The organism is Janthinobacterium sp. TND4EL3 (assembly GCF_900156175.1).
Lineage (GTDB): Bacteria > Pseudomonadota > Gammaproteobacteria > Burkholderiales > Burkholderiaceae_D > Janthinobacterium.
Map to the genome: position 1 here is coordinate 254,130 of NZ_FTMV01000003.1, position 23,959 is coordinate 278,088.

General features: G+C 64.8%; 19 protein-coding genes. 9 read left to right on the forward strand and 10 right to left on the reverse strand.

The window, feature by feature from the left end:
* Positions 1 to 12: 12 nt before the first annotated feature.
* Entirely contained in the window at positions 13 to 1,335 is a 1,323-nt protein-coding gene (locus BXA07_RS07080; RefSeq protein ID WP_076566855.1) for a homoserine dehydrogenase, read from the forward strand.
* Positions 1,336 to 1,398: 63 nt separating this feature from the next.
* Here the strand turns inward: BXA07_RS07080 and BXA07_RS07085 are convergent, their stop codons facing one another.
* The 3 genes from BXA07_RS07085 to BXA07_RS07095 are packed head-to-tail and all read right to left on the reverse strand — an operon-like array spanning position 1,399 to position 4,021.
* Positions 1,399 to 1,764, reverse strand: a complete 366-nt coding sequence (locus BXA07_RS07085; protein ID WP_083708077.1) for a ribonuclease E inhibitor RraB — start codon at positions 1,762 to 1,764, stop codon at positions 1,399 to 1,401.
* Between the two features lie 23 nt (positions 1,765 to 1,787).
* Positions 1,788 to 3,314 carry a sensor histidine kinase gene (locus BXA07_RS07090; protein ID WP_076566857.1) on the reverse strand — a complete coding sequence of 509 codons (1,527 nt, stop codon included), beginning with the start codon at positions 3,312 to 3,314 and terminating at the stop codon, positions 1,788 to 1,790.
* A complete protein-coding gene (locus BXA07_RS07095; protein WP_076567134.1) occupies positions 3,311 to 4,021 on the reverse strand; it encodes a response regulator in 711 nt (236 codons plus the stop codon). Before BXA07_RS07095 ends, BXA07_RS07090 begins: the two co-directional genes overlap by 4 nt.
* Positions 4,022 to 4,220: 199 nt before the next feature.
* Here BXA07_RS07095 and BXA07_RS07100 point away from each other — a divergent pair, with 199 nt between their 5' ends.
* The 6 genes from BXA07_RS07100 to BXA07_RS07125 all read left to right on the forward strand — a co-directional run bounded on the left by BXA07_RS07100 (position 4,221) and on the right by BXA07_RS07125 (position 11,539).
* Positions 4,221 to 5,285, forward strand: a complete 1,065-nt coding sequence (locus tag BXA07_RS07100; protein WP_076566858.1) for a porin — start codon at positions 4,221 to 4,223, stop codon at positions 5,283 to 5,285.
* A 3-nt stretch (positions 5,286 to 5,288) separates the two neighbouring features.
* Positions 5,289 to 6,275 carry a Bug family tripartite tricarboxylate transporter substrate binding protein gene (locus tag BXA07_RS07105; RefSeq protein WP_076566860.1) on the forward strand — a complete coding sequence of 329 codons (987 nt, stop codon included), beginning with the start codon at positions 5,289 to 5,291 and terminating at the stop codon, positions 6,273 to 6,275.
* Positions 6,276 to 6,324: 49 nt separating this feature from the next.
* Entirely contained in the window at positions 6,325 to 7,422 is a 1,098-nt protein-coding gene (locus BXA07_RS07110) for an ABC transporter substrate-binding protein (RefSeq protein ID WP_076566861.1), read from the forward strand.
* A 183-nt stretch (positions 7,423 to 7,605) separates the two neighbouring features.
* Positions 7,606 to 9,396, forward strand: a complete 1,791-nt coding sequence (locus BXA07_RS07115) for an ABC transporter permease (protein WP_076567136.1) — start codon at positions 7,606 to 7,608, stop codon at positions 9,394 to 9,396.
* 20 nt (positions 9,397 to 9,416) lie between these two features.
* Complete coding sequence (locus tag BXA07_RS07120; RefSeq protein ID WP_076566863.1) at positions 9,417 to 10,490, forward strand: ABC transporter ATP-binding protein; 1,074 nt, start codon at positions 9,417 to 9,419, stop codon at positions 10,488 to 10,490.
* Positions 10,491 to 10,492: 2 nt separating this feature from the next.
* Positions 10,493 to 11,539 carry an AbrB family transcriptional regulator gene (locus BXA07_RS07125; RefSeq protein WP_076566864.1) on the forward strand — a complete coding sequence of 349 codons (1,047 nt, stop codon included), beginning with the start codon at positions 10,493 to 10,495 and terminating at the stop codon, positions 11,537 to 11,539.
* On the opposite strand, the gene BXA07_RS07130 is transcribed toward BXA07_RS07125, so the two are convergent.
* Genes BXA07_RS07130 through BXA07_RS07140 form a run of 3 tightly spaced genes read right to left on the reverse strand, consistent with a single transcriptional unit; the run spans position 11,536 to position 13,186 of the window.
* Positions 11,536 to 12,321, reverse strand: a complete 786-nt coding sequence (locus BXA07_RS07130; protein WP_076566866.1) for a DUF2145 domain-containing protein — start codon at positions 12,319 to 12,321, stop codon at positions 11,536 to 11,538. The genes BXA07_RS07125 and BXA07_RS07130 overlap by 4 nt on opposite strands.
* A 5-nt stretch (positions 12,322 to 12,326) precedes the next feature.
* The gene (locus BXA07_RS07135) at positions 12,327 to 12,740 is read right to left on the reverse strand and encodes a hypothetical protein (RefSeq protein ID WP_076566867.1); all 414 of its coding nucleotides are present in this window, start codon (positions 12,738 to 12,740) and stop codon (positions 12,327 to 12,329) included.
* A 23-nt stretch (positions 12,741 to 12,763) separates the two neighbouring features.
* The gene (locus tag BXA07_RS07140) at positions 12,764 to 13,186 is read right to left on the reverse strand and encodes a hypothetical protein (protein WP_076566869.1); all 423 of its coding nucleotides are present in this window, start codon (positions 13,184 to 13,186) and stop codon (positions 12,764 to 12,766) included.
* 160 nt (positions 13,187 to 13,346) lie between these two features.
* On the opposite strand from BXA07_RS07140, the gene BXA07_RS07145 reads away from it, so the two are divergent.
* Positions 13,347 to 14,090, forward strand: a complete 744-nt coding sequence (locus tag BXA07_RS07145; protein WP_076566870.1) for a helix-turn-helix domain-containing protein — start codon at positions 13,347 to 13,349, stop codon at positions 14,088 to 14,090.
* A 24-nt stretch (positions 14,091 to 14,114) separates the two neighbouring features.
* Here BXA07_RS07145 and BXA07_RS07150 read toward each other — a convergent pair whose 3' ends face one another.
* Both BXA07_RS07150 and BXA07_RS07155 read right to left on the reverse strand, forming a co-directional pair.
* Positions 14,115 to 15,569 (reverse strand): DUF3999 family protein, encoded by a 1,455-nt coding sequence (locus BXA07_RS07150; protein WP_076566872.1) that lies wholly within the window; start codon positions 15,567 to 15,569, stop codon positions 14,115 to 14,117.
* The gene (locus BXA07_RS07155; RefSeq protein ID WP_076566873.1) at positions 15,566 to 18,742 is read right to left on the reverse strand and encodes a DUF2339 domain-containing protein; all 3,177 of its coding nucleotides are present in this window, start codon (positions 18,740 to 18,742) and stop codon (positions 15,566 to 15,568) included. Before BXA07_RS07155 ends, BXA07_RS07150 begins: the two co-directional genes overlap by 4 nt.
* A gap of 245 nt (positions 18,743 to 18,987) precedes the next feature.
* Between BXA07_RS07155 and BXA07_RS07160 the strand changes: the two genes are divergently transcribed.
* Positions 18,988 to 20,874, forward strand: a complete 1,887-nt coding sequence (locus BXA07_RS07160) for an MFS transporter (RefSeq protein ID WP_076566874.1) — start codon at positions 18,988 to 18,990, stop codon at positions 20,872 to 20,874.
* A 3-nt stretch (positions 20,875 to 20,877) separates the two neighbouring features.
* On the opposite strand, the gene BXA07_RS07165 is transcribed toward BXA07_RS07160, so the two are convergent.
* Together BXA07_RS07165 and BXA07_RS07170 are read right to left on the reverse strand one after the other, a co-directional pair.
* The gene (locus tag BXA07_RS07165; protein WP_076566876.1) at positions 20,878 to 22,398 is read right to left on the reverse strand and encodes a hybrid sensor histidine kinase/response regulator; all 1,521 of its coding nucleotides are present in this window, start codon (positions 22,396 to 22,398) and stop codon (positions 20,878 to 20,880) included.
* An 8-nt stretch (positions 22,399 to 22,406) separates the two neighbouring features.
* Positions 22,407 to 23,888, reverse strand: a complete 1,482-nt coding sequence (locus BXA07_RS07170) for an ATPase domain-containing protein (protein ID WP_076567138.1) — start codon at positions 23,886 to 23,888, stop codon at positions 22,407 to 22,409.
* Between the last annotated feature and the right edge of the window lie 71 nt (positions 23,889 to 23,959).

The following is a 23,959-nucleotide window of genomic DNA, read 5'->3' on the forward strand; positions in this document are numbered from 1 at the left end:
TCAAGCATAACTATGAAATCCATCAAGATCGGCCTGCTGGGCCTGGGCAACGTCGGTTACGGCACGTTCAGCGTCCTGCAACGCAACCAGGAAGAAATCAAGCGCCGCGCGGGCCGCGGCATTGAAGTTGTCGCCGTCGCCGTGCGCGACGTGGCGCGCGCCGAAGCGCTCATCGCCGGCGCGTGCAGGGTCGTCGATGACCCTTATCTGATCGTCAACGATCCCGAGATCGACATCGTCGTCGAACTGATCGGCGGCTACGACCTGGCGAAAACCCTGGTCATGCAGGCCATTGCCAACGGGAAGCACGTGGTCACGGCCAACAAGGCACTGCTGGCCGTACACGGCAACGAAATCTTCGCCGCCGCCCAGGACAAGGGCGTGATGGTGGCCTTCGAGGCGGCCGTCGCCGGCGGCATCCCCATCATCAAGGCGCTGCGCGAAGGCTTGACGGCCAACCGCATCGAATGGATCGCCGGCATCATCAACGGCACCACCAATTTCATTTTGTCCGAGATGCGCGACAAGGGCCTCGATTTCGCCACCGTGCTGAAACAGGCGCAGGAACTCGGCTACGCGGAAGCCGACCCCACCTTCGACATCGAAGGCGTCGACGCCGCGCACAAGGCCACCATCATGTCGGCCATCGCCTTTGGCATCCCGGTGCAGTTCGACAAGGCCTACGTGGAAGGCATCAGCAACCTCAATGCCGTCGACATCCGCTACGCCGAGCAACTGGGCTACCGCATCAAGCTGCTGGGCATCACCCGGCGTACCACCGTCAACGGCTTGGAAGGCATCGAGCTGCGCGTGCATCCGACCCTGATCCCGGCCAAGCGCCTGATCGCCAACGTGGAAGGCGCGATGAACGCGGTGCTGGTACATGGCGACGCCGTCGGCGCCAGCCTGTATTCGGGCCGCGGCGCCGGTGCCGAGCCGACCGCCTCGTCGGTGATCGCCGACCTGGTCGACATCACGCGCCTGGCAACGGCCGACCCGGAACACCGCGTGCCGCACCTGGCGTTCCAGCCGAATGCCATGACCAACATCGAAATCCTGCCGATGTCGGAAATCACCACCAGCTACTACCTGCGCATGCATGTGGCCGACCAGCCGGGAGTGCTGGCCGACCTGACGCGCATTCTGGCCGAACGCGGCATCTCGATCGACGCCATGCTGCAAAAAGAGCCTGCCGAAGGCGAGACGCATACGGATATCATCATGCTGACGCACCAGACGCAGGAAAAGAACGTCACGGCCGCCATCGAGAAAATGGAAGCGTTGAACAGCGTGGTGGGCACCGTCACCAAGATCCGCCTGGAAAACCTCAGCTGATCGTTGTCAGCGAGCCATGCAAAACGGCGCCCACGGGCGCCGTTTTTTCATCGTTAAACTGTCTTACAGCTGCGGCACATCGGGCGCGCCGACGGGGCCCACATCCATGCCGTCATAGCTGGCCAGCTGGTTGTCCTGCGCAAATGCCATCAGTTCGCCATTGCGCGCGTGCAGGCTGTCGACGCCATGCACTTCGGCTTTTTCCACGTGCAGCACCCACACGGGGGCGGCGGCCGGGTCGTCCAGCTCGGGCTGGTACAGCTCCACGGGGCGGTAGCCCTGCAGCGCCAGCAGGGCGGCGGCCTGCTCCAGTGGCGCGGATGTCGGGTTGGTGAAGTAATAACCCCACAGCAGCGGCTGGGACAGGTCCCACGGTGCATTCTCGGCAATATTGGCAAACAGTTCGGTTACGTCGTCTTTGGTCATCATGGCTGTGGGCTTTCTTTGAAATTTCAGGGCGCGATCTTAGCATCGACTGGCGTTGCGGTGAAATACACGCCGACTTTCAGTCCGTGCCCATTTGCCGCCGTGGCCAGTTCCAGGCGTGCGCCGTGCAGGGCGGCGATGTCGCGCACGATGGCCAGTCCCAGCCCGGCGCCGCCGGGATTGCTTTCGAGCGCCGCGCCGACCCGGTAAAATGGCGTGAACACGCGTTCGCGCTCGGCAGGCGGGATACCCTTGCCGCTGTCCTCCACCTCCAGCACGGCGCCTTGTTCGTCGCCGTATCCTGCCTGCGCCGCGCGCACGCGCAAGACGACGCTGCCGTCCTGGGGGGTGTAGCGCAGGGCATTGTCGACCAGGTTGGCCACCAGTTCGTGCAACAGCAGGGCCTGGCCATGCACGGGCGCCTCGTCGGGCGCTTCCAGCGACAGGTCTATATTCTTGGCGACGGCGCTCATGGCCATTTCCAGGCCCACTTGCTGCGCCACGTCGCGCAGCGAAACGGTATCCATGGCCAGGCTGTCGCCGCCATGCTCGATGCGCGCCAGGGTCAGCAGGCGGTTGGCCAGCAGCACGGTTGAATCGGTGGTGGCGGCGATCGAGCGCACGATGTCGCGCAGGGCGGCGATGTCCGGCGGTGCGCCCGCCTGGCGATCGCACTCGCGCATGGCCAGTTCGGCCTGGGTTTTCAGCACCGTCAGCGGCGTGCGCAGCTGGTGCGAGGCGTCGGCGATGAAGCGGCGCTGGCTGGCGATCAGCTGCTGCAGGCGCGACATGGCGCCGTTCATGGCGCTCACCAGCGGGCGCATCTCCTTGTGCACCAGCGTGGGATCGACGTCGGACAGGTCGGACAGCGTGCGCGTCTCGACTTCCGTCTTCAGGCGCATCAGCGGGCGCAGCACCAGGCGCACGGCAAACCACACGAGGGCGCCCATCACCAGTATCATCGCCGCCTGCCAGCTGAGGGTGTCGAACAGGATCTGGTTCGACAGGCCACGCCGCGCGTCCAGCGTTTCGGCCACCTGGATCAGGGCGATGCCGCGCATCGAGTCGTCATACACGGGTTGCAGCAGGGCCGCGATGCGGATCGGCTTGCCGTGGTAGTCGGCGTGGTAGAAGCGCACCAGGGCCGGGTAATTCTGCGAGCGTGGCACGTTTTTCGGCACGGGCGGCAAATCGCCATAGCCCGAGACCAGTTCGCCGTTGATGCCCGTGACCTTGTAGTAGATGCGGCCCAGCGTGTCCGTTTCGAAGCTGTCGAGCGCCACGTAAGGCACTTCGGCCACCACCTTGCCGTTGACGATGGAGACGCGTTCGGCCAGCGCCCGCGTCGAGGCCAGCAGCGAGCGGTCGTAGGCCATGTCGGCCGCGTCGAGCGCGTTGCGGTAGACGAAAACGGCGTCGAGCAGCACCAGCATCACCAATGGAATGAGCAGCCAGCGCAGCAGCTGGCTGCGCAGGCTGCCCAGCGGCCTGCCTTGTGCCCAGCCCCGGCGCAGGCGTTCGAACAGGGGCAGGCGTGGCGCGCGCACGGTCATTTTGGCGTCGCCGGCGCCGTGGCGCTGCGCGGCTGCAGCAGGTAGCCGATGCCGCGCAGGGTGGTGATGGCGGCGGCGTCGGGCGCATCGCTTTCAAGCTTCTTGCGCACGCGGTGGATGTACAGTTCGATGGCGTCCAGGTTGGCGTCGTCGGCCAGGGCGAAGACTTCGTCGAACAATTTTTCTTTCGATACGGCGCGGCCTGAGCGCGTGATCAGCGCCTCAAGCACGGCATGTTCGCGCGGCGTCAGGGGGAAAGGGGCGCCGCCATAGCTGAACATGCGCGTGACGGTGTCGAAACTGAGGGCGCCGCAGCTGTGCACGAGGGCTTCGTTGCCCTGGCTGCGGCGCAGCAGGGCCTTTACGCGCGCTTCCAGTTCGGCCAGTTCGAACGGTTTGGCCATGTAGTCGTCTGCGCCCAGGTTCAGGCCCTGCACTTTTTCATCGAGGCCGCCGCGCGCCGTCAGTATCATGACGGGAGTCTTGCCGCGCGTGCCGCCGCGCGCGCGCAGGCGGCGCAGCACGTCCAGGCCATCCATCTTGGGCAGGGTCAGGTCGAGCAGCACCAGCGAGTATTCCTGCGTGTGCAGCAGGGCGTCGGCATCGGCGCCGTTGTGGGCGGTCTCCACCGTCAGGTGCGCGTCGCGCAGGGCCTTTGCCAGCCAGTGCGACAGCTCCAGATGGTCTTCCACTAATAATATGCGCATGGTCTCCGCCATTCGTTGAAATGATGCAGTGTAAGCCTGGCGGCAGGGGAGGCGACGAATATGTTGATGTCCGTTGTGGCTGGCCGGCGACACCTGTCATTCTGAAAGCCAATTGAAAGGATGGCGCTCATATAGTGTGATCCTGATTCATGGAATTGATCAGGCTTATCACCAATAACTATATCTAAGGGGATTCCACATGAAGAAAACCGCATTCTCGCTGGCCGCCATGGCCGTTCTTGCCGCCGCAGCCGGCGCTGCCCAGGCACAGTCGAACGTTACCGTCTACGGCTTGCTCGATGTCGGCGTCGACAATACCAGCAATGCCTCGCCATCGAAAGGCTCGGTCAGCCACGTCAGCTCCGGTGGCATGAACACGTCGCGCTGGGGCATCCGCGGCAGCGAAGACCTGGGCGGCGGCCTGAAAGCCGTCTTCAACCTGGAAGGCGGCATTCTGATGGATACGGGCGCAGCCGATGGCGCGCTGTTCAAGCGCCAGGCGTATGTGGGCCTGGAAGGCAGCTATGGCCGATTGGTGCTGGGCCGTTCGTTCACCACCGTGTACGACTTCGTGCTGCCGTTCGATCCGATGGGTTACGCGCCTTACTACTCGTGGGCCACGTCGGCCAACGCCAGCGGCCCCAGCAAGTACGGCATGACGACCGCGTTCGATAATCTGGTCAAGTACTCGGGCAAGGCCGGTGACTTCAAATTTGGCGCTTCCTACGGCTTCGGCGAGCAAGCGACAGGTGCCCAGGACAGCGCCAAGTTCTCTTCCGGCGTCACCTATACGGCCGGTCCCGTGAGCCTGCTGGCCACGTACGAGCGCGTCAACGGCAACTCCATTGTCGGTGGTGCGCGCGACAAGACCACTTCCTACCATATGGGCGCCATGTACAGCGAAGGCCCATGGAAGGTGCAGGCCGTGGCGCGCGACTACAAGCTCGATCCGGCAGCCGCCGGCAAGGCTGACGTGCGCGGCACCTTGTACTGGGGCGGTGTCAGCTACATGACCACGCCGCAAGTCACGCTGACGGGCGTCATTTACTACCAGGACGTGAAGAACGTGGCGGCCAATACGGATGCCGATCCGATCATGTACGTGGCGCGCGTGCGCTACGCCCTGTCCAAGCGCACCGACCTGTACGTGGCCGGTGCGTATGCCAAGGCCAAGCATAACCAGCTGGTCAGCCTGTCGCGCGACGATGCCGGTTTCGACAACACGCAGCGCGGCGTGATCGCCGGTATCCAGCACCGTTTCTAAGCCATGACCATGTTGCGCTCCCTGTTCCTGTCGCTGCTGTGCCTGTTGCTCGCCTGTTTCCGGGCACAGGCGGCGACGCCCGCGCCGGTCGAATGCGTGGTGCCGTCCAAGCCGGGCGGCGCCATGGATCTGACCTGCAAGCTGGCGAAAAAAGGCCTGGCGCAGGAGAGCGCGGCTGGCGTCGCCAGCCCGATGCGCATCACTTATCTGCCCGGCGGCATCGGCGCGGTGGCCTGGCATTCGATGGGCTCGCAGCGCCGCCGCGCGGAAGCGAACACCCTGGTGGCCTTTTCGGGCGGTTCGCTGCTCAATCTGGCGCAGGGCAAGTTCGGCAACGCCAAGGCAAGCGACGTGCGCTGGGTGGCGGCGCTCGGTGCCGATTACGGCATGATCGCCGTGCGCAGCGATTCGCCCTACAAGACGCTCGGTGACCTGATCGCGGCATTGCGCCAGCATCCGGACACGGTGCTGATCGGCGTCTCCGGCACCATCGGCAGCCAGGACTGGCTGAAGATGGCGCTGGTGGCGCGTCACGCCGGCATCGACCCGAAAGTGCTGCGCTTCGTGGCACTCGAAGGTGGCGGCGAAGTGTTTACGGCGATGCAGGCCGACTACGTGCAGGTGGTGTCGGGCGATACGTCCGAAGCCACCCTGAACGCCAGCGCCAACCATGCGCGCGTGCTGGCCGTACTGTCGGAAAAACGCCTGCCGGGCGTGCTGGCGAACGTGCCGACGGCGCGCGAGCAGGGCATCGACGTGGTGTGGCCCATCATCCGCGGCGTGTGGATGGGGCCGCAGGTGCCCGAAGCGGACTACCAGCGCTGGGTGGCCACTTTCGACCGGGCCATGGCCACGCCGCAGTTTGCCGAATGGCGCGCGCAGGCCGGCCTGTACCCGTTCGCGCTGACGGGACCGAAGCTGACGGCGTATGTCAGGAAGGCGGTCGACGAATATGCGCGGCAGGCCACCGAGCTCGGATTAATGCGCTGAACGGCATCACATTCAAAAAAATATCTATTTCATAGACGGAGACAACCCCATGCAAACCAAGACCCTGCTTCAAGTCGCCATTGCCACCGCGTTTGCCAGCCTGGCCGGCGCCGCCTTTGCGCAAGTGCCGTCCGGCTATCCTGCGGACTACCAGAAGATCATCGACGCGGCCAAGAAGGAAGGCAAGCTGGTGATCTACAGCGCCACCGACAGCAAGGCGGCCGCTCCCCTGATCAAGGATTTCAACGCCCTGTATCCCGGCATTTCGGTCGAATACAACGATATGAATTCCACCGAGGTGTACAACCGCTTCATTTCCGAGGTGGCGGCAGGCGGCAACACGGCTGACGTGATGTGGTCGTCCGCGATGGACCTGCAGATGCGTCTGGCCTCCGATGGCTACGCCCTGAAATACAAGTCGGTCGAAGCGGCGAAGATTCCCGGCTGGGCCATGTGGGACGACCAGGCCTACGGTACCACGTTCGAGCCGGCCGCCATCGTCTACAACAAGCGATTGCTCGATCCGAAGGAAGTGCCGAAGAATCACGACGACTTCGTCAAGCTGATCGCCACGCCGAAATTCAAGGACAAGGTCACCACCTACGACATCGAGAAATCGGGCGTGGGCTTCATGTTCATGGCGCAGGATGCCAAGGAGTACCCGCAGTTCCTGGCGCTGGAAAACGCTTTTGGCGCGGCCAAGGTGCGCGTGCAGTCGTCAACGGGCACCATGATGGAGCGCATCTCCTCGGGTGAAAACCTGATCGGCTACAACGTGCTGGGTTCCTACGCCCTGGTGCGCGCCAAGACCGACCCGTCGATCGGCGTGGTGCTGCCGAAGGATTACACGCTGATCCTGTCGCGCGTACAGTTCATCAACAAGAACGCGAAGAACGTCAACGCCGGCAAGCTGTGGCTCGATTACATCCTGTCGCACCGCGGCCAGACCATCATCTCGAACGGCGCCAAGCTGTTCGCCATCCGCGCCGACGTGACGGGCGAGACCACCTCGGCCGAACTGGTCAAGGAAATCGGCGCGGCCAACGTCAAGCCGATTCCTGTGCACCCGATCATCCTGCAATTTTTGGGACCTGCCAAGCGCATGGCCTTCCTGAAACAGTGGAAAGAAACCGCCGGCAAAAAATAGGGACCTCCGAAAAACCTGCTGCGCGTCGCGATTTGCGGCCTCCGATGCTCGCTGTGCATTCGCACAGCTCCGCTTCTCGGCCACAAATCACTGCCGCTCGCTACGGTTTTATCGGAGTTCCCAGGCCGCCTGCGAACTGCGGTTCGCGGGCGGATGCCGCACCCTTCATTCATTGGATTCATCATGCAAACTGCCATCTTGCCGCTGCCTGCACGGTCGCGCTCTCCCTTGTCGCGCCTGAACTGGTCGCGCGGCGTAGTCGTGACGATCACGCTGATCGCCATTTTCCTGCCGCTGTTCCTGATTTTTTACCAGAGCTTTTTGAACGCGCCGTTTTTCATGCCGGTGCGCGAATTCGGCTTTGATTCCTACCGTTTCATCTTCGATGATCCCGATTTTGCCATGGCCTTCAAGAATGGCCTGATGCTGGCCTTCGGCCTGACCGTCATCGCCGTGCCGCTGGGCGGCATGCTGGCATTTTTGATGGTGCGCACGGACTTGCCGGGCCGCGGCTGGGTGGCGCCCATGCTGCTGGTGCCCATTTTTGTCTCGCCGATGGTGATGGGCTTCGGCTACGTCGTCTCGATGGGGCCAGTCGGCTTTTACTCGACCTGGGCGAAGGAGTTGCTCGGTTTCGTACCCTGGAATATCTACTCGTTTACCAGTATCGTCATCATCGCCGGCCTGACGCACGTGCCGCATGTGTACCTGTATGCCTCGTCGGCACTGAAAAGCCTGGGTTCGGACGTGGAGGAAGCTGCCCGCGTGGCCGGCGCCTCGCCGATCCAGGTGATGCTCAATGTGTCGCTGCCGATGATCATGCCGGCGCTGGCGTATGCGGGCGTGCTGGTGTTCTTCCTCGGCTTCGAGGTATTCGGCCTGGTGCTGGTGCTCGGTGATCCGGAAGGCCACCTGGTGCTGCCGACCTATCTGTACAAGCTGACGAACAAGCTCGGTACGCCGTCGTACCATCTGATGGCCGCCGTCGCCGTCTGCCTGGTGATGGTGACCATGCCGCTGGTGATGATACAGCGCTGGCTGCTCAAATCGGCCAACAAATACGTGTCGATCAAGGGCAAGGGCGCGCGCAGCAAGGCCATGCCGCTGGGCCGCTGGAAGTGGCTGGCGTTCGCCTTGCTGGCCGGCTGGCTGATCTTCACCATCATTCTGCCCTTGAGCGGCATCGTGCTGCGCTCCTTCGTGCAGTACTGGGGCGAGGGCGTGCACCTGGCCGACGTATTGACCCTGCAGCATTTCCGCGATATTTTCGATCAGCCTTCACTGGTGCGCGGCATCGTCAACACCATCCTGATCGGCGTCGTCGGCGGCGCGCTGGCCGTGGCCTGCTACAGTTTCATCGCGCTGGCCATGCACCGCAAGCAGGACGGCATCACGCGCCTGCTCGACTACAGCGTGCTGGTGCCGCGCGCCGTGCCTGGCCTGCTGGCCGGCCTGTCCTTTTTGTGGGTGTTCCTGTTCGTGCCGGCCTGGCTCGACGGCATTTTGAAAGGCATGGACAACGGCGTGGCCCTGTGGCTGAGCGGCCATGTGATTCCCGTGCTGCGCGAATTGCGCTCGACCATCTTCGCCCTGTGGCTCGCATATTCGGTGGTGTGGATGGCCTATGGCATGCGCCTGATTTCCACCGCGCTGCTGCAGGTGGGACCTGAACTGGAAGAGGCGGCGCGCGCCGTCGGCGCCAGCCGCGGGCAGGTGACGCGCGACGTGACCCTGCCGCTGATCAAATACGGATTGCTGGGCGCCTGGCTGATGGTGTTCCTGATCTTCGAGCGCGAATACTCGACGGGCGTGTACCTGCTCTCGCCAGGCACGGAAGTGATCGGCGCCATGCTGGTATCGCTGTGGGCGGGCGGCTCGACCGACCTGGTGGCGGCGCTGTCCTTCATCAACATCACCCTGGTGGCCATAGGCCTGGGCATCGCCTTGCGTTTTGGCGTGAAACTCCATAATTAATAGAAGACTGAGACCACATCATGAATGAATTGACCGTCAATGAATTGCACCTGGACTATGGCACCGGCGCTGCCGCCAACCAGATCCTGAAGGGTGTCTCGATGCACCTGAAAAAAGGCGAAGTGGTCGCCCTGCTGGGGCCTTCGGGCAGTGGCAAGACGACCTTGCTGCGCGCCGTCGCCGGGCTGGAAAGCCCGAAGGCGGGCACCATCCAGATCGGCGAACGCAATGTCTTCGACGGCGCGAAGCAGTTCGAGATGCCGGCCGAGCAGCGCAACCTGGGCCTGGTGTTCCAGTCGTACGCGCTGTGGCCGCACAAGACCGTCTTCGATAACGTCGCCTACGGCCTCAAATTGCGCAAGATGGGCAGCACGGAGATCGCCGCGCGCATCAAGGAAGTGCTGACGCAGCTGGGCCTGGGGCACCTGGGCGAACGCTATCCGCACCAGCTGTCCGGCGGCCAGCAGCAGCGCGTGGCCATCGCCCGCGCGCTGGTGTACAACCCGCCCGTGATCCTGCTCGACGAACCGCTGTCGAACCTGGACGCCAAGCTGCGCGAAGAGGCGCGCGCCTTCCTGCGCGAGCTGATCGTGCGTCTGGGCCTATCCGCGCTGATGGTCACGCACGACCAGGGCGAGGCCATGGCCATTTCCGACCGCATCTTGCTGCTCAATAACGGCAAGATCGAGCAGCAGGGCACACCGCAAAGCATGTATGAAACGCCGGACACCCTGTTCACGGCCGAGTTCATGGGCAGTAACAACCGCTTGCCCGGCAAGGTGGTACAGCGCGACGGCAGCGCCGTGCGCCTGCTCGTCGATGGCGCGTCCATGCAGGGCGTGGCGCGCGGCGCCAACGTGGGCACGGAAGTGACGACGATGGTCCGCGTCGAAGAGGTGAAGATCAGCGCCACGCAGGTGGACAACGCCATCGAGATGCCGCTCCTGACCTGCATGTACCTGGGCGACCGCTGGGAATGCCTGTTCGAACGGGGCGGCGCGGACAACATCAGCCTGCGCGCGTACTCGCGCCACAAGCTCGACGCGGGCAAGTACTGGCTGCATATGCCGGCCGACAAGCTCTGGGTGTTTTAACGGTGCCGTGGTGGCCGCGCTGGCGCGCTTTCGGCGCGGCGCTGGCCGCCGGCCTGCTGGGTGCCGCCGTCTGCCTGTGGCTGCACACCCCGCTGCCGTGGATGATCGGCCCCCTGTTCTCCACGGCCGCGCTGCGCCTGGCCGGACGCGAGCTGGCGTGCCCCGTGCGGGTGCGCGAGGCGGGCCAGTGGGCCATCGGCACGGCCCTGGGCCTGTACTTCACGGCGCCCGTGCTGGCCGTGCTGTCTTCCTACATCCCGTGGATCGCCGGCGCCGTGCTGTTCGCGCTGGCGCTGGGGCTTGCCGGCGCGCTGCTGCTGCGGCGCCTGTCGGGCGCCGACACGGCCACCGCCTTTTTTGCCATGGCCGTTGGCGGCGCTTCCGAAATGGCGGTGCAGAGCGAGCGCCATGGAGCCGACGTGGGCAAGGTGGCCGCCGCGCACAGCCTGCGCATGATGCTGGTGGTGGCGACGATTCCATTCGGCGTGCGCTACTGGGGCAGTCATGGCCTGGAGGCGGGGCATGAAACCTTCGTGCCGGGTGCCGCGCTGGTCGACTATGGCGGGCTGGCGCTGCTGGTCGGCATCACGGCGCTGGCGGCCCTCGCCTTGAAACGGGGCAGGCTGCCCAACGCCTGGGTCATCGGACCCTTGCTGGCGGCCTTGCTGCTGACGGCGTGCGGCATCCATCTGTCACGCCTGCCCGAGTGGATGATACGCGCGGGCCAGCTCTTCATCGGCATCGCCCTGGGCACGCGCTTCAGCCCCGCCTTCCTGCATGCTGCCCCGCGCTACCTGGCCAGCGTGGCCGCTTGCACGGTTTTGATGCTGCTTTTGGCGGCGGCCTTCGGCCTGGGCCTGTCGCATTGGCTGGCCATTCATCCCGGTACGGCCATCCTGGCCACGTCGCCGGGCGGCATCGCGGAAATGTCGCTGACGGCCCAGACACTGCACCTGGGCGTGCCCATCGTTACGGCCTTCCACGTGGCGCGCATGGTGGTGCTGGTGCTGGCAATCGGGCCGCTGTTCCGTCTTCTGCAGCGTGCTTAATTTCCCTTCACGACGATTTCCTGCGCCTGCGGCTCGCGCTGGCGCATGAAGCGCACGATGGAGTCGACGGTGACGACGTCGATCTGGCGCGTCATGCGGCGCTCGAACGGGTGGTCGTCGAAGGCGATATTCGCGCGGAACATGCGCGCGCCCAGGCGCGTGGCGGCGGGGATGCTCAGCGTTTGCGGCGCATAGCTGGCGCTGCGCAGCCAGGCTTGCGCTTCGGTGCGCGTTTCGATCTTGCCGGGCTCGTTGCTGGCGGCGGCCAGGGTTTCCAGTACCCATTGGTTCGAGTTCTGGTACTTGGTGGAAAACGGGTAGGCCAGCATATTGTAATGCGCCTCATGCAGGCGCTTGGGCGTGTTCGACGTCAGCAGGCGTGCCAGTTGCTGTTGCGTATCTTGGCCGGGAATCAGGATCAGGGTTTCATACATGAACAGATCATCCATGAAAAAATTGCCCAAGCCTTCGTTGTACAGCGACGATTGCGCCGTGCCGCATTCATTGAGTTCATGCACCACCAGCCAGCGACCCTTCGGGTGGTCGCGCCAGGCCAGCGCCATGTGCGAGTAGCGCAAATTGTACTTCGACAGGTCCTGCCCGGCGCGCGCCAGCAGCGCCACCTGCGCGCCCGAGGCATCGAGCGCCTGCAGGGTCTTTTGCGCCAGGTCCATCGATTTGACGAGGGTGGTCGCATCCGTTGGCTTTTCCTCGCACGAGCGCCCCGCATGGGCGGCGCCGGCCAGGAGCAGGCTGAAGACGATGACGGCAAGGCGTTTCATGGGATTCACGCCTTCGAATGGTGGAGGATGGCGTTGCCGGCCGCGTTCGGCACATAGGCGATGGCCTTGCCCGACAACATCAGCATGTGACCCGTCGAGACGGCCACTACCTTGACGGCCGTGCCGGCCGCCAGCGACAGGCCTTGCATGGCCTTCTGGCTCAGCTTGACGGAAGCCGTGGCGGCGGACGATGCGCTCTTGGCCGCGCTTTTGAGCACGAGCACGCTGCCGTCGGCCACGTCTTCCACCTTGTCGATGACGATTTCACCGGCGGCGGCCAGCGCCGACATGGAACCGACGAGCACGATGGCCGAGGCCATGCTGGCATTGTCGGAGGCGTTGGTGGTGTCGGAGTTGGCCTGGGCCAGCGGCGCCATGGTGGCGACGCACAGCAGGGCGGTGGCGAGCAACTGTTTCATGGAATTTCCGTTCTTCATGGTGGTTACACTTTGGAGTGGTGCAGCAGGGCCTTGCCCAGTTCGTTCGGGATGAAGGCGATGGCCTTGCCGGACATGACCAGCATGTGGCCGGTGGACAGCGCCACGACATTGACCACGGTGCCGGCCGCCAGCGACAGGCCCTTGGCCGCTTGCGTGCTCATCTGGATCGACGCGCCGCCCGCCTCGGAAGCGCCTTTCAGCACGATGACGATGCCTTCACCCACCGTTTCCACACTGGCAACGACCACCTGGCCGGAGGCGACCAGCATCGACATGGAACCGGCGACTACGATGGCAGAGCCCTGGCTGAGGTTTTGCGAGCCTTTCGACAGGTTCTCCGAGGCAGCGGCGCGGGCCAGGCCGGGCGCGGCCACGGAGAGCGTCAACAGCGACAGGGACAGGCAGAGGGGCAGCAGGCGTTTCATGTGTTTCTCCTTCAAGTGTGCCAAGTGGCCACGCCATCATTGTAGACTGTGGGCAATTGGTCAATGAAAACGCTACTCGTAGCGGGCAGGCATACCGAAGGTAGCGTATTGCGCTACTTTTTTGCCGCTGGAACCGATGCTATTTTTATAAAGGAAGTGCATGCCGCAAACCCACGCCCTGATCGAGGCCCTGAAACGCCTGCTGAAGGCGCGCGCCGTCACCTATGCCGAGCTGGCCCAGCGCATCGGCGTGTCCGAAGCCAGCGTCAAGCGGATGTTTTCGCAGAAACAATTTACCCTGCAGCGCCTGGACCAGATCCTGGTGGCCATCGGCAGTGATTTCCAGCAGCTGGCGCTGGCCGTGCAGTCAGCCCAGGCGGCGCCTACGCTGATCACGGGCCTGACGTACGCACAGGAAAAGGAAATCATCGAAGATACCCGCTTGTTCGTGGTGGCCGTCTCCGCCCTGAATTTGCTGCCGCTGGAACAGATCGTCGCCATCTACGACATCAGCGAGGCGCAAGCCGTCAAGTATCTGTTGCGCCTCGACAAGATCGGTTTTCTGGAACTGCTGCCGAATAACCGGGTCAAATTGCTGGTGGCGCGCACGTTTGCGTGGATACCGAACGGCCCCATCCACACGTATTTCAAACAGGAAGCCTATGGCGACTATCTGAATTCGCAATTCGATGGCGAGACAGAATTGCTGCGCCTGGTGAACGTGATGCTGTCGAAAAAATCCACGGCGGCTTTGCTGGAGCGCTTGAAGCAAGTGGCGGTAGAATTTTCGCAGCAGCACCAGGAAGACGCGCGTCTGCCTGGTGACGAGCGTCTGGCCATCAGCTTCATGCTGGCGGCGCGTCCCTGGATGCCGCAGACGTTCAAGGCGCTGCTGCGGCAGTAAGGCAGCAATGTCGCGGCCGAGCGGCTAATGTTCCTGCTTGTCGGTACTGCCTTGTTCCTCTTTCATCTGCGTCAGCAGGCGCCAGGCAAAAAAGCCCAGCACGCCCACGCCCAGCAGCAGTGCGGCCCATAGTGCGGCCAGGCGCCACGGTGCCCCGTCCTTGGTGACGCGCGGCGGCGCCTCTGCGCCGGCGTTGGGCTGGAGCGGGCCGGCGCTGGCCGTCGTGAGCGCCAGCAATTCTTCTGCCTTGAAGCCGGGCGCCACCTGCGACAGCGGCTGCGCCACGGCGGCGGCGTTGCTGTTGCCGAACGCCAGCTGATAGGGCGGCTTGCCGCTGGCCAGGAAGACGACGGTGGCCGGTGTCCAGCCCAGGCGCAAGGCGGGCGCATCGCCGGCGGCGAGCGGCTGTTCCGTGGATGTCTGCAATACCGATTCGCCGGTCTGCGTGACGGGCATGGCCAAGTCGCCCGAGATCCGTTCCTTGCCATCGAGGCCGATGCGGTAAAACGTTGTGCTCAGCAGGGGATCGAAATACGCGCCCTGGGCGGGCCGCGCCTGCTGGCGCAGGTGCAGCCGGTGCCGGGGAGGCTCGCTGTTCTGGCGATACACGCCCAGCGTCACGGGCAGCACCACATTGGCATGCGTCAATTGCAGGGCGATGCTGTCGGCGGGAATGGCGAGGGGCGTGGCGTAGCGCCATTCATTCGCCTGCTTGCCGGGCAAGCCTTGCAGCACGACGGAGGCGCGCGCCGGGGCGACGTCCGTTTCGCTGACGGCTTGCGCCGTAATCGCCGCAAAGGCCAGCGGTACGCCCGCCTGCCAGCTCAGGCGCGCATAGCGAAACGCGCGTGGCGCAAAGGCGATGCTGTCGTTGGCCAGGGTTTGCGTGTCGCTGTTGCTGAGCCAATTCAAGGTGGTGGTGCCGATGGCGTCCCATTGTTTCAGGTCATCGCTCACTTCCAGCAGCACTTGCGCACTGTAATTGTCCGTGCGGGCCGGCGGCGTGAAGCGCAAGGCAGCGATGCGCTTGTCGTGCGTTTGCTTGCCCAGGTCGAGGATCAGCGCCTGCAGTGCCGCCGTGGCCGCTGCCGTGCCGGCGCGCGTGCTGACCGACAGCAAGCGGCCATCGTCGGCCGTGCGGATGTCGATGCCTTGCAAGCCATCGCCAGTTGCCGGCGTGCCCGTTACGGGGAAAATGCGCGCTGGAATGCTGGTCCGCTGCGTGGCCGATTGCGCGGGCGGCGCACCGATGGCATAGGCCAGGCGCTTGCCGTCGGCGTCGAACAGCCGTACGTCGGCCAGGCTGGCCGAACTGGCGTGCAGGTAGACTTCCTTGGGTAACGCTAGCTGGACGATGCCCGCGCCCGCCGGTACTTGCACGGGCATGCTCCAGCCATAGTCTTGCGGCCGGTCCTGGCCAGGTGCTGCCGGCGCGGCGCCTGCCAGCAGCAGGCTGCAACAGATTGAGATGGTTTTCATGCGGCTCCCGCTTGGGGTTCGGCTGGCGCTGGGGCGGCAGCCTTGGGGAAGGGCGCCAGGTAGCCGATCAAGACCATCAGCAAGCCGACACCCACGAAAGAGATGATGCGTTCGATGCCGCCCACGTTCGACAGGTCGATCAGGAACAGTTTCAAGACAACCAGTCCCAGCAGCACGGCGCCCATGCTCCATTGCTGGCGCCGCTGTTGGCGGGCCGCATGGCGCATCAGCAGCAGGGCCGTGACGCTCCAGACCAGCGACAGCATCGCTTGCACGAACTGCGAGGCCAGCATGGCGTCAAAGGTGTAGGGCACGCCAAGATAGTGCGAGACCGTGCGCAGCAGCATCAGGTTGAACCAGCCATACAGGACGCACGCGGCCACGACGGGCAAGCGTGCCTGCCAGCGTGGCGGCAGCGGGATCTGGCCGGCCGGGAACAAGCGGTAGCTGGCGATGGCCAGCAGCACGGCAAAGCCCGTGCTCAGGTCCAGCGGATTGAGCAGCGGCAAATAGGGTAGCGGTGCCATGCCGCCGTCGTCAAAGACGTTCCATGCGGCGATCAGCAGCAGCGACCACAGCGCGCCCAGCGGTATCAGATAGCGCCGGTACCACGTGGCGACGGGCGCCACCGGCCAGGCGCCAGCGCGGCAGCGGCGGATCAGCCAGGCCAGTACCAGCATCATGGCCCAGGCCGGCAAGTAGCGTGCCCAGGCAGGGCTGACGCTGCCTTCATGTTGCGCCAGCCAGGCGCCCACGTGCATGGCGCCGACGGGCCACAGCATCAGCCAGGGGCCGGCCGTGCGCAGCGTATGCAGCAGACGCAGCGCCCGCACGTCGAGTGGCCAGCCGGTTTTCGGCCAGGCCCGCAGCAGGAATTCGCCGGCCGCCAAGGCGCAGGCCAGGGCCAGCCAGCTCAAGCCCGTCGGCAGGGTGTCGCGCAGGTACAGCGCCAGCAGCAGCTTGGCGCTCCACAGGCCCAGGGCTAGCCAGGCGGCCACGGTCAGCCAGCGCAGTTGCGGCCAGTCCAGGCGTCGCGCCAGGACGGCGAACGCGGGCGTCGTGACGCAGACGGTGATCAGATACAGCGCCAGCCAGTGCTCGCCCGCGTGCGGCTGCATGCTCAGGTCGCCATCGATCAGGCGCAGCAGCCAGCTGGTGAAGGGCACGAGGATGGCGGCAAACCACAGCAAGCCGCTCCAGGCCAGCAGGGGGCGCGCGGCCAGGGCCAGCAGTTCGTCGCCGCCGCGCGCGCACAGCGCAAGGAAGCGGGCGCTGGCAAAGGCGGCGGCGCCCAGCAGCAGGGCGCTGAGGAAGGAGCCGTCGAACAGGCTGGCCGGATGCCGGTCCCAGGCCCAGCTGGCGTGGCTGAGCATGACCATGCCGGCCAGCACCTGCACGGCCAGCAGCAGGGCGCGCGGCGCATGCCATTGTTCGCGCCGCGCCAGCGCCGCCAGCAGGGCCGCCACTGCCAGCGCGCTGATCGTCAGCAGGTTCAGTTGCGTGGCGGCATCCGTGCGCAGCAGGATCTCGCTCCAGATACCGCCCAGCAGCCAGACCGTGGCGGCCGTCAGGAACAGCACGGACATGCTGCGCATGAACTCCGGATGCAAGTGGCTGCCATGGCGGCGGAAATTGTAGGCCATCACCAGCGCGGCCGCGGCCAGCAGCGCGCAGCCGAGCCAGATGTTGGCCTGCAGGGCCGATGTCGTATTGAGTTCCTGCATGGCGCCGAGGAAGGCAAACCACGCGGCCGCCTGCACCAGCAGGCCGAAGGCCCAGGCCAGGGTCTGGCGCTGGCGCAAGCCGACCCAGACGATGCCCGCCCCTTCCAGCGCCCAGGCGGCCGACGTCCAGCGGCCATCGAGGGCGAACGGGATGGCCAGGGTGCCAAAGACGATGCCCAGCGCGAGGAAGGCTTCGGCCAGCAGGCGGAAGCCTTCGCGGCGCCACAGGGCCACGGCCAGGCCCGTGTAGGTCAAGCCGGCGGCCAGCGCGGAAAACGCCAGGCCAAATTCAAAGTGCCGGACCAGGCCGTATTGCAGGCCCATGGCCGCCAGCGGCGTGCCGAACACGAGCGTGCCATCGACGTAGTGCTTGAGGCGCGGCGCCTGGCGCGCGCAATAGGCAATCGCGATGCCGATATAGAACAGCACGAACAGGATCAAAAACAGTTGCGTGGACAGGTAGTTGTCCGGGGTGTAGCGCAGCAGGCCCCAGGTGGTGGCGACGACGAAGGTGAAGCCAAAACTGAGCACGTTCAGCACGCGCCAGGCGCGTTGCAGGGCGATGGCGAAGACGCCCGCATTGAGCAGCGCGTAATAGCTGAACAGGCCGATATGGTTGCCGCTGCCCGTCGATACGAGCAGGGGCACGGCAAAGCCGCCGACGATGCCGAAGATGGCCAGCCAGACGGCGTTTTGCAGCACGGCCAGCAAACACGTGAACGCCGTCAGCACGAACAGCACGGCAAAGGTCAGGCCGGCCGGGATTAATTCATACAGGCGGAAGGCGCCGAACGTGACCAGCATCAATATCGCCAGCGCCGTGCCCTGCAGCGGCAAGCTGATGCCGGGACGCTTGACGCGGATGCGCCAGGCCCAGGCCAGCAGGGCGATGTCGGCCAGCGCGATGCCGGCCAGGCGCAGTTCGATGGGCAGCGTCACCTGGGCCGACACATACTTGAGCAGGAAACTGACGCCGAGGAAGAGGATCAGCAAGCCCAGCTTGGCGACCAGGTTGCCGGTAAACAGCCAGTTCCTGGCCTTGGCAAGCAGGCCGTCCGGATGCGCGATCCAGGAGGGGGTATTGGGGGCGGCGGCGACGGGCCTGGCGGGATGCGGCAGGGTTGGCTGCGCCGACTTCGGCGGCACAGGGGCGGCTGCCGGCACGACCTTCGCCACTTCGGCCACCTTGATCTCGGCCGCTTGTGGCACGGGGGCGGGCGGCCGCGTGGGCACTGGCGCCACGCTATCGACTGCGACGGGGGCAAGCGGCGGGACGTTCGCGTCGGCCTGGCCTTCCAGCGCTTGCAGGCGCTGCCCGATGCCGTCAACTTCCTTGCGCAAACGCGCTGTCAGCAACTCCAGATCGGCCACTTTCCTGCGCTGCTGCTGCACCTGCACGAAGGCGGCGATCAGCAAACCTAGTATGATCAGCGTTAACAATCCAAACATGGGGTAGCTTTCATGGAAGAGCCGGGCGAAGGCGCCCGATGTATGCGCACATTACCTTATTATCAATAAACTGGCGATTTATTGCTGTCTATGCAAGTGCCAGGGACGGTGTCCGCACGATGGTGCCAGCATGGCGCGGCACGCCGTTTTCAGTATTGATGCTAAGCAAGGCGGAGACATTAAGATTGTCGTGCGCAGGATAGTGCTGTATTTTAGCAATTCCTTAATTGCCAGCCCCCCATGCCATGAGTCAAAGCAGCCAGTTTTCCTTATTGTCGCAGCGCCGTTTCGGGCCCTTCTTCTGGACCCAGTTCTTTGGCGCCTTCAACGACAATCTGTTCAAGACGGCCCTGATGGTGATCCTCGCCTACGATGCGCTGAGCTGGACCACGCTCGACCCGTCCACCATCACGAATCTGATTCCCGGCCTGTTCATCCTGCCCTACGTCGTGTTTTCGGCCACGGCGGGCCAGCTGGCAGATAAATTCGAAAAGGCGGGCCTGGCGCGTTTCGTCAAATGGATGGAGCTGGCCATCATGGCCGTGGCTGCCGCCGGCTGGATGACGCACACGCTGTGGCTGCTGGTGGCGGCCGTCGTGGGCATGGGCGTGCATTCGACCCTGTTCGGTCCCGTCAAGTATGCGTATCTGCCGCAGCAGCTGAAAGCCGAGGAATTGGTCGGTGGCAACGGCCTGATCGAGATGGGTACCTTCGTCGGCATCTTGTTGGGTGAAATCCTCGGTGCCGTCTTGATCGTGCACAAGCCGCTGGGCGTGGAACTGGTGGCCGGCGCGACCATCGCCGTGGCCGTCTTCGGCCTGATCGCCAGCTACCGCGTGCCGCGCACGCCCGCACCCGAGCCGGACTTGAAGGTAAGTTTGAACTTTGTTGCCGAATCGTTCCGCAACCTGAATTTTTCGCGCAAGAACCGTCCCGTCTTCCTCGCCATGCTGGGCAATTCCTGGTTCTGGTTCTACGGCGCCCTGATCCTGGCCCAATTCCCCGTGTATTCGAAGGATTTCCTGCACGGCGACCACAGCGTGTTCGTGCTGCTGCTGACCGTGTTTTCCGTCGGCATCGGCACGGGTTCCTTGCTGTGCGAACGGCTGTCGGGCCACAAGATCGAGATCGGCCTGGTGCCGTTCGGCTCCATCGGCCTGTCCCTGTTCGGCATCGACCTGTATTTCGCCAGCAATGCCTATGCGAATACGCACATCGTCGACGCGCTGGCTTTCGTGGGCCAGGCGGGCGTGCCGCGCATCTTGCTCGACATCGTCATGATCGGCGTGTTCGGCGGCTTCTTCATCGTGCCCCTGTTCGCGCTGATCCAGACGCGCTGCGACCCGAAACACATTTCGCGCACGATTGCCGGCATGAATATTTTGAATGCCCTGTTCATGGTGGCGGCCGCCGGCGTGGCCATCGTGCTGCTGGGAAAGGGTTTCACCATCCCGCAGCTGTTCCTCGTCACGGCGATCCTGAATGCGCTGGTGGCCGCCTATATCTTCTCGCTGGTGCCGGAATTCCTCATGCGCTTCCTCGCGTGGATACTCATCCAGACCGTGCACCGGGTGAAAGTCGTCGATGGCGAGCGCATCCCTGCGGAAGGCGCGGCCGTGCTGGTGTGCAACCACGTCAGCTATGTCGATGCCATCGTCATCATGGCGGCCAGCCCCCGTCCCATCCGCTTCGTCATGGATCACCGCATCTTCAAGATGCCGCTGATGGGCTGGATTTTCCGCACGGCCAAGGCCATCCCCATCGCGCCGGCCAAGGAAGATCCTTTCCTCATGGAAAAGGCCTTCATTGATATTGCGCAAGCGCTGCACGAAGGCGAACTCGTCTGCATCTTCCCTGAAGGCAAGCTGACGCGCACGGGCCAGATCAGCGAATTCAAGGGCGGCATCGCCAAGATCGTCGCGCGCAGCAAGGTGCCCGTGATTCCGCTGGCGCTGCGCGGCCTGTGGGGGCACTTGTTGAGCCATCGCAATGGCTATCTGTTCGAGCGCGCCTTCAAGGCGGGCCTGCGCTCGCGTTTGTCGCTGGCCGTGGGCATGCCCGTGCCACCGGAGTCCGCTACGCCGGAATTGCTGCAGCAAAAGGTGCAGGAATTGCGCGGGAAATGGAAGTAGGCGTCATCGCGTCGGCGTAGACGCCGCCCGCTGCGCCAGGTGCTGCTGCAGCAGGGCGGCGATGGCGGCGAAGTCGACGGGTTTCGTCAGGTGATGGTCGAACCCGGCTTGCGCCGTGCGCCGCCCCGCGTCGCCCCAGCCCGTTAGCGCGAGCAGCAGCACGTCGCGCCCCCGTGCTTTCAGGCGGATCTGGCGCGCCGTTTCATAGCCATCCATGTCCGGCATGCCCAGGTCCATCACGATCAGCTGCGGCCACAGGGCATCGACGGCGGCCAGCGCCTGCGCGCCGTCGTAGGCGACCCGCACGGCATGGCCTTCCAGCAGGAACAGTGCCTGCAGCGAATCGGCCGCGTCGCGGTTGTCATCGACCACCAGCACCTGCACGGCCTGGCCCGGCCCGGCCGGCGCATCAGTGGCCGGCGTGGCGGTGGACGCGGCCATGCTGGCGGCCAGGCTGACGACGAAGCGGCTGCCTTGCCCCGGCCCGGCGCTGTGCGCTTCGATCTTGCCGCCATGCATTTCAGCGAACTGGCGCGCCAGGCTCAGGCCGATGCCCAGGCCGCTGGCCATCTGGCCCGCCACCGTGCGGCCCTGTTCGAACATGGAAAAGATGCGCGGGATGGCGTCCGGGTCGATGCCGATGCCATTGTCTTCCACGGCCACTTGCAGCTGGCCGTCGGCCACTTGGGCCGTAATGTGGATGTGTCCGCCGTTTGGCGTGAATTTGACGGCATTCGAGACGATGTTGGCAAAGATCTGCACCAGGCGCGCATAGTCGGCGTGCAGCATCACCGTGTGCGGCGGCAAGTCCAGCGCGATGCTGATGTTGCGGCTGCTGGCGGCCGGCTGGCATAGCTCGATCACATGGTTGAGGACTTGTTGTAGCGCAATGTCCTTGCGTTGGAGCACTACCTTGCCGCTGGTAATGCGCGCCACGTCGAGCAAGTCATCGACCAGCCGCGTCAGGTGCGTGACCTGGCGTTCGATCACGCCCTTGACCTTGCTCACCTGTTCCGATTCCGGATACAAATGGCTGAGCAGGGCGATCGACGTCTTGATGGGCGCCAGCGGATTGCGCAATTCATGGCCCAGGCTGGCGAGGAATTCATCCTTGCGCCGCTGCGTTTCGCGCACCTGGTACTGGCGCTGGCGCGCGCGCAGCATGGCGTGCGCCGAGGTGAGCAGGGTCAGCATGTGCACGGGGCGTTCCAGCAGGGTCAGGTTGCCCAGGGTGGCGATAGCTTGGCGCAAGGGCAGGGAATCGAGTCCCGCATGCGTGAGCAGGATGATGGGCAGGTCGGACCAGTCTGGCTGCTGTCGCCCGTACTCATCGAGCACCTGGTGGGCGCCCGCCTGCAGCGCCTCGTCTACCGTCAGCACGCCGCCCGCGCCCAGCGCCAGCTGTTCGGCCAGTTCGGCGGCGGAGCGGCAGGCGTGGCTGGCAATGGCGCCGCTGGCCAGCACCTGGCTGGCCAGGGCCGCGTCCTGGCCGCCCGGCGCGTAGATCAGGATGCGCTGTTCCATGGCCGGCCCTAGGGAAATGGCGTGCCGCCCACGGTGGGCATGCCCGACAGGATGCCGTGGAAACCGGCCAGTGTCGGTCCGATGCGCAAGCCTTGCGGGCCGATCTCGAAGCGGCGGATGCTGCGTTCATGCGCGCTGCCGCGTTTCTTGAAGACGGAAATGGCTTGCCGCACTTCACCTTCCGTTTCGTAGTAGCGCAGCATGATGACGCTGTCGGCCAGGTAGCTGGCGTCGGCCGAAGTGGTCATCGACATGCCCAGCATGTTTTGCTGCACGCCGACGAGCAGGGCAGACACGCCGCGCTGGCTCAGGTAATTGAGCAGTTCATGCAAATAGGTGCTCTGGAAGCGCTCGTCGGGCACGGCGTGCATGTAGCCGTTCAGGCTGTCGATGACGATCATCCTGGCGCCCCGTTCGGCCGCGTCGACGACGGCCTGGGCGAACTCGCCCGGCGTCAGCTCGGCCGGGTCGACCTGCTGCACGCTCAGCAAGCCGGTGTCGAGTGCGTCCTTCAGCCGCATGCCCAGCTCGTCCGTCCGGTGCAGCAGCTTGCTGCGCGCTTCCTCGAACAGGAACATGGCGCACGGCTCGCCGCGCGTTGTTGCCGCATGCACGAACTGCGCCGCCAGGGTCGACTTGCCGCTGCCGGCGGGGCCGGAAATGAGGGTGCTCATGCCTACTTCCAGGCCGCCGCCTATCATGGCGTCGAGTTCGGGCACGCCGCTCGACAGGCGGTGGTGGTTGCCGTCGCGGCGCGTGTCGGCCGCCACCAGGCGCGGGTAGACGACCAGGCCTTCACGGGCGATCTTGTAATCGTGCGTGCCGCTGCGAAACGGCACGCCCCGGTATTTCACGACGCGCACGCGGCGCCGGTCGTTGCCATAGGCCTGGTTTTGCAGCTCCAGCGCAATGACGCAATGGGCCACGCTGCGCACTTGCAAGCCGTCATCGAGGGCGGAACGGTCATCGATCAGCATGGTGGTGCAGTGGCGGCTGGCCATGTATTGCTTCAGGGCTAGCACCTGGCGCCGGTAGCGCAAGGGGTTTTCCGCCAGGAGTTGCAGTTCGGATAATGAGTCGAGTACCAGGCGGGCGGGGTGGTGCCTGTCGATGGCCGCCAGGATGCGCTGGTTGGTCGCCGCCAGTTCGATTTCAGACGGGTGGAAGATGGTGTATTGGCGGTCGGGGTCGAGCATGTCGTCGCTGGGCGCCACTTCCTCGATGGCAATGCCGGCCAGATCCCAGCCGTGCGAGTCGGCCGCGCCGCGCAGTTCGATTTCCGATTCGGCCAGCGCGATGTAGAGCACGTTTTCGCCCGTGCGCGCGCCTTCCGCCAGGAATTGCAGCGCGAGGGTGGTCTTGCCCGTGCCCGGCTCGCCTTCGAGCAGGTATAGCCGCTCGGCCAGCAAGCCGCCGGCCAGCACGGCGTCGAGGCCGGGCACGCCCGTGGACAGCAGGGGCGGGACGGCCTGGCCTGCCCCTGCCTGCATGGTGTGCTGCGCCGTTGCCGTCATCGCAGTGCCCCCTGTCATGGCTCGCTGTGGGCATCCATCTTAGCGCA

Excerpts from the sequence above, each read along its gene's own strand:
- BXA07_RS07105 (WP_076566860.1), top strand. The coding sequence starts at position 5,289 with ATGACCATGTTGCGCTCCCTGTTCCTGTCGCTGCTGTGCCTGTTGCTC.
- BXA07_RS07135 (WP_076566867.1), bottom strand. The coding sequence starts at position 12,740 with ATGAAACAGTTGCTCGCCACCGCCCTGCTGTGCGTCGCCACCATGGCG.
- BXA07_RS07130 (WP_076566866.1), bottom strand. The coding sequence starts at position 12,321 with ATGAAACGCCTTGCCGTCATCGTCTTCAGCCTGCTCCTGGCCGGCGCC.
- BXA07_RS07150 (WP_076566872.1), bottom strand. The coding sequence starts at position 15,569 with ATGAAAACCATCTCAATCTGTTGCAGCCTGCTGCTGGCAGGCGCCGCG.
- BXA07_RS07080 (WP_076566855.1), top strand. The coding sequence starts at position 13 with ATGAAATCCATCAAGATCGGCCTGCTGGGCCTGGGCAACGTCGGTTAC.
- BXA07_RS07145 (WP_076566870.1), top strand. The coding sequence starts at position 13,347 with ATGCCGCAAACCCACGCCCTGATCGAGGCCCTGAAACGCCTGCTGAAG.
- BXA07_RS07165 (WP_076566876.1), bottom strand. The coding sequence starts at position 22,398 with ATGGAACAGCGCATCCTGATCTACGCGCCGGGCGGCCAGGACGCGGCC.
- BXA07_RS07155 (WP_076566873.1), bottom strand. The coding sequence starts at position 18,742 with ATGTTTGGATTGTTAACGCTGATCATACTAGGTTTGCTGATCGCCGCC.
- BXA07_RS07090 (WP_076566857.1), bottom strand. The coding sequence starts at position 3,314 with ATGACCGTGCGCGCGCCACGCCTGCCCCTGTTCGAACGCCTGCGCCGG.
- BXA07_RS07110 (WP_076566861.1), top strand. The coding sequence starts at position 6,325 with ATGCAAACCAAGACCCTGCTTCAAGTCGCCATTGCCACCGCGTTTGCC.
- BXA07_RS07120 (WP_076566863.1), top strand. The coding sequence starts at position 9,417 with ATGAATGAATTGACCGTCAATGAATTGCACCTGGACTATGGCACCGGC.
- BXA07_RS07100 (WP_076566858.1), top strand. The coding sequence starts at position 4,221 with ATGAAGAAAACCGCATTCTCGCTGGCCGCCATGGCCGTTCTTGCCGCC.
- BXA07_RS07115 (WP_076567136.1), top strand. The coding sequence starts at position 7,606 with ATGCAAACTGCCATCTTGCCGCTGCCTGCACGGTCGCGCTCTCCCTTG.
- BXA07_RS07085 (WP_083708077.1), bottom strand. The coding sequence starts at position 1,764 with ATGATGACCAAAGACGACGTAACCGAACTGTTTGCCAATATTGCCGAG.
- BXA07_RS07160 (WP_076566874.1), top strand. The coding sequence starts at position 18,988 with ATGAGTCAAAGCAGCCAGTTTTCCTTATTGTCGCAGCGCCGTTTCGGG.
- BXA07_RS07140 (WP_076566869.1), bottom strand. The coding sequence starts at position 13,186 with ATGAAACGCCTGCTGCCCCTCTGCCTGTCCCTGTCGCTGTTGACGCTC.
- BXA07_RS07095 (WP_076567134.1), bottom strand. The coding sequence starts at position 4,021 with ATGCGCATATTATTAGTGGAAGACCATCTGGAGCTGTCGCACTGGCTG.
- BXA07_RS07170 (WP_076567138.1), bottom strand. The coding sequence starts at position 23,888 with ATGCAGGCAGGGGCAGGCCAGGCCGTCCCGCCCCTGCTGTCCACGGGC.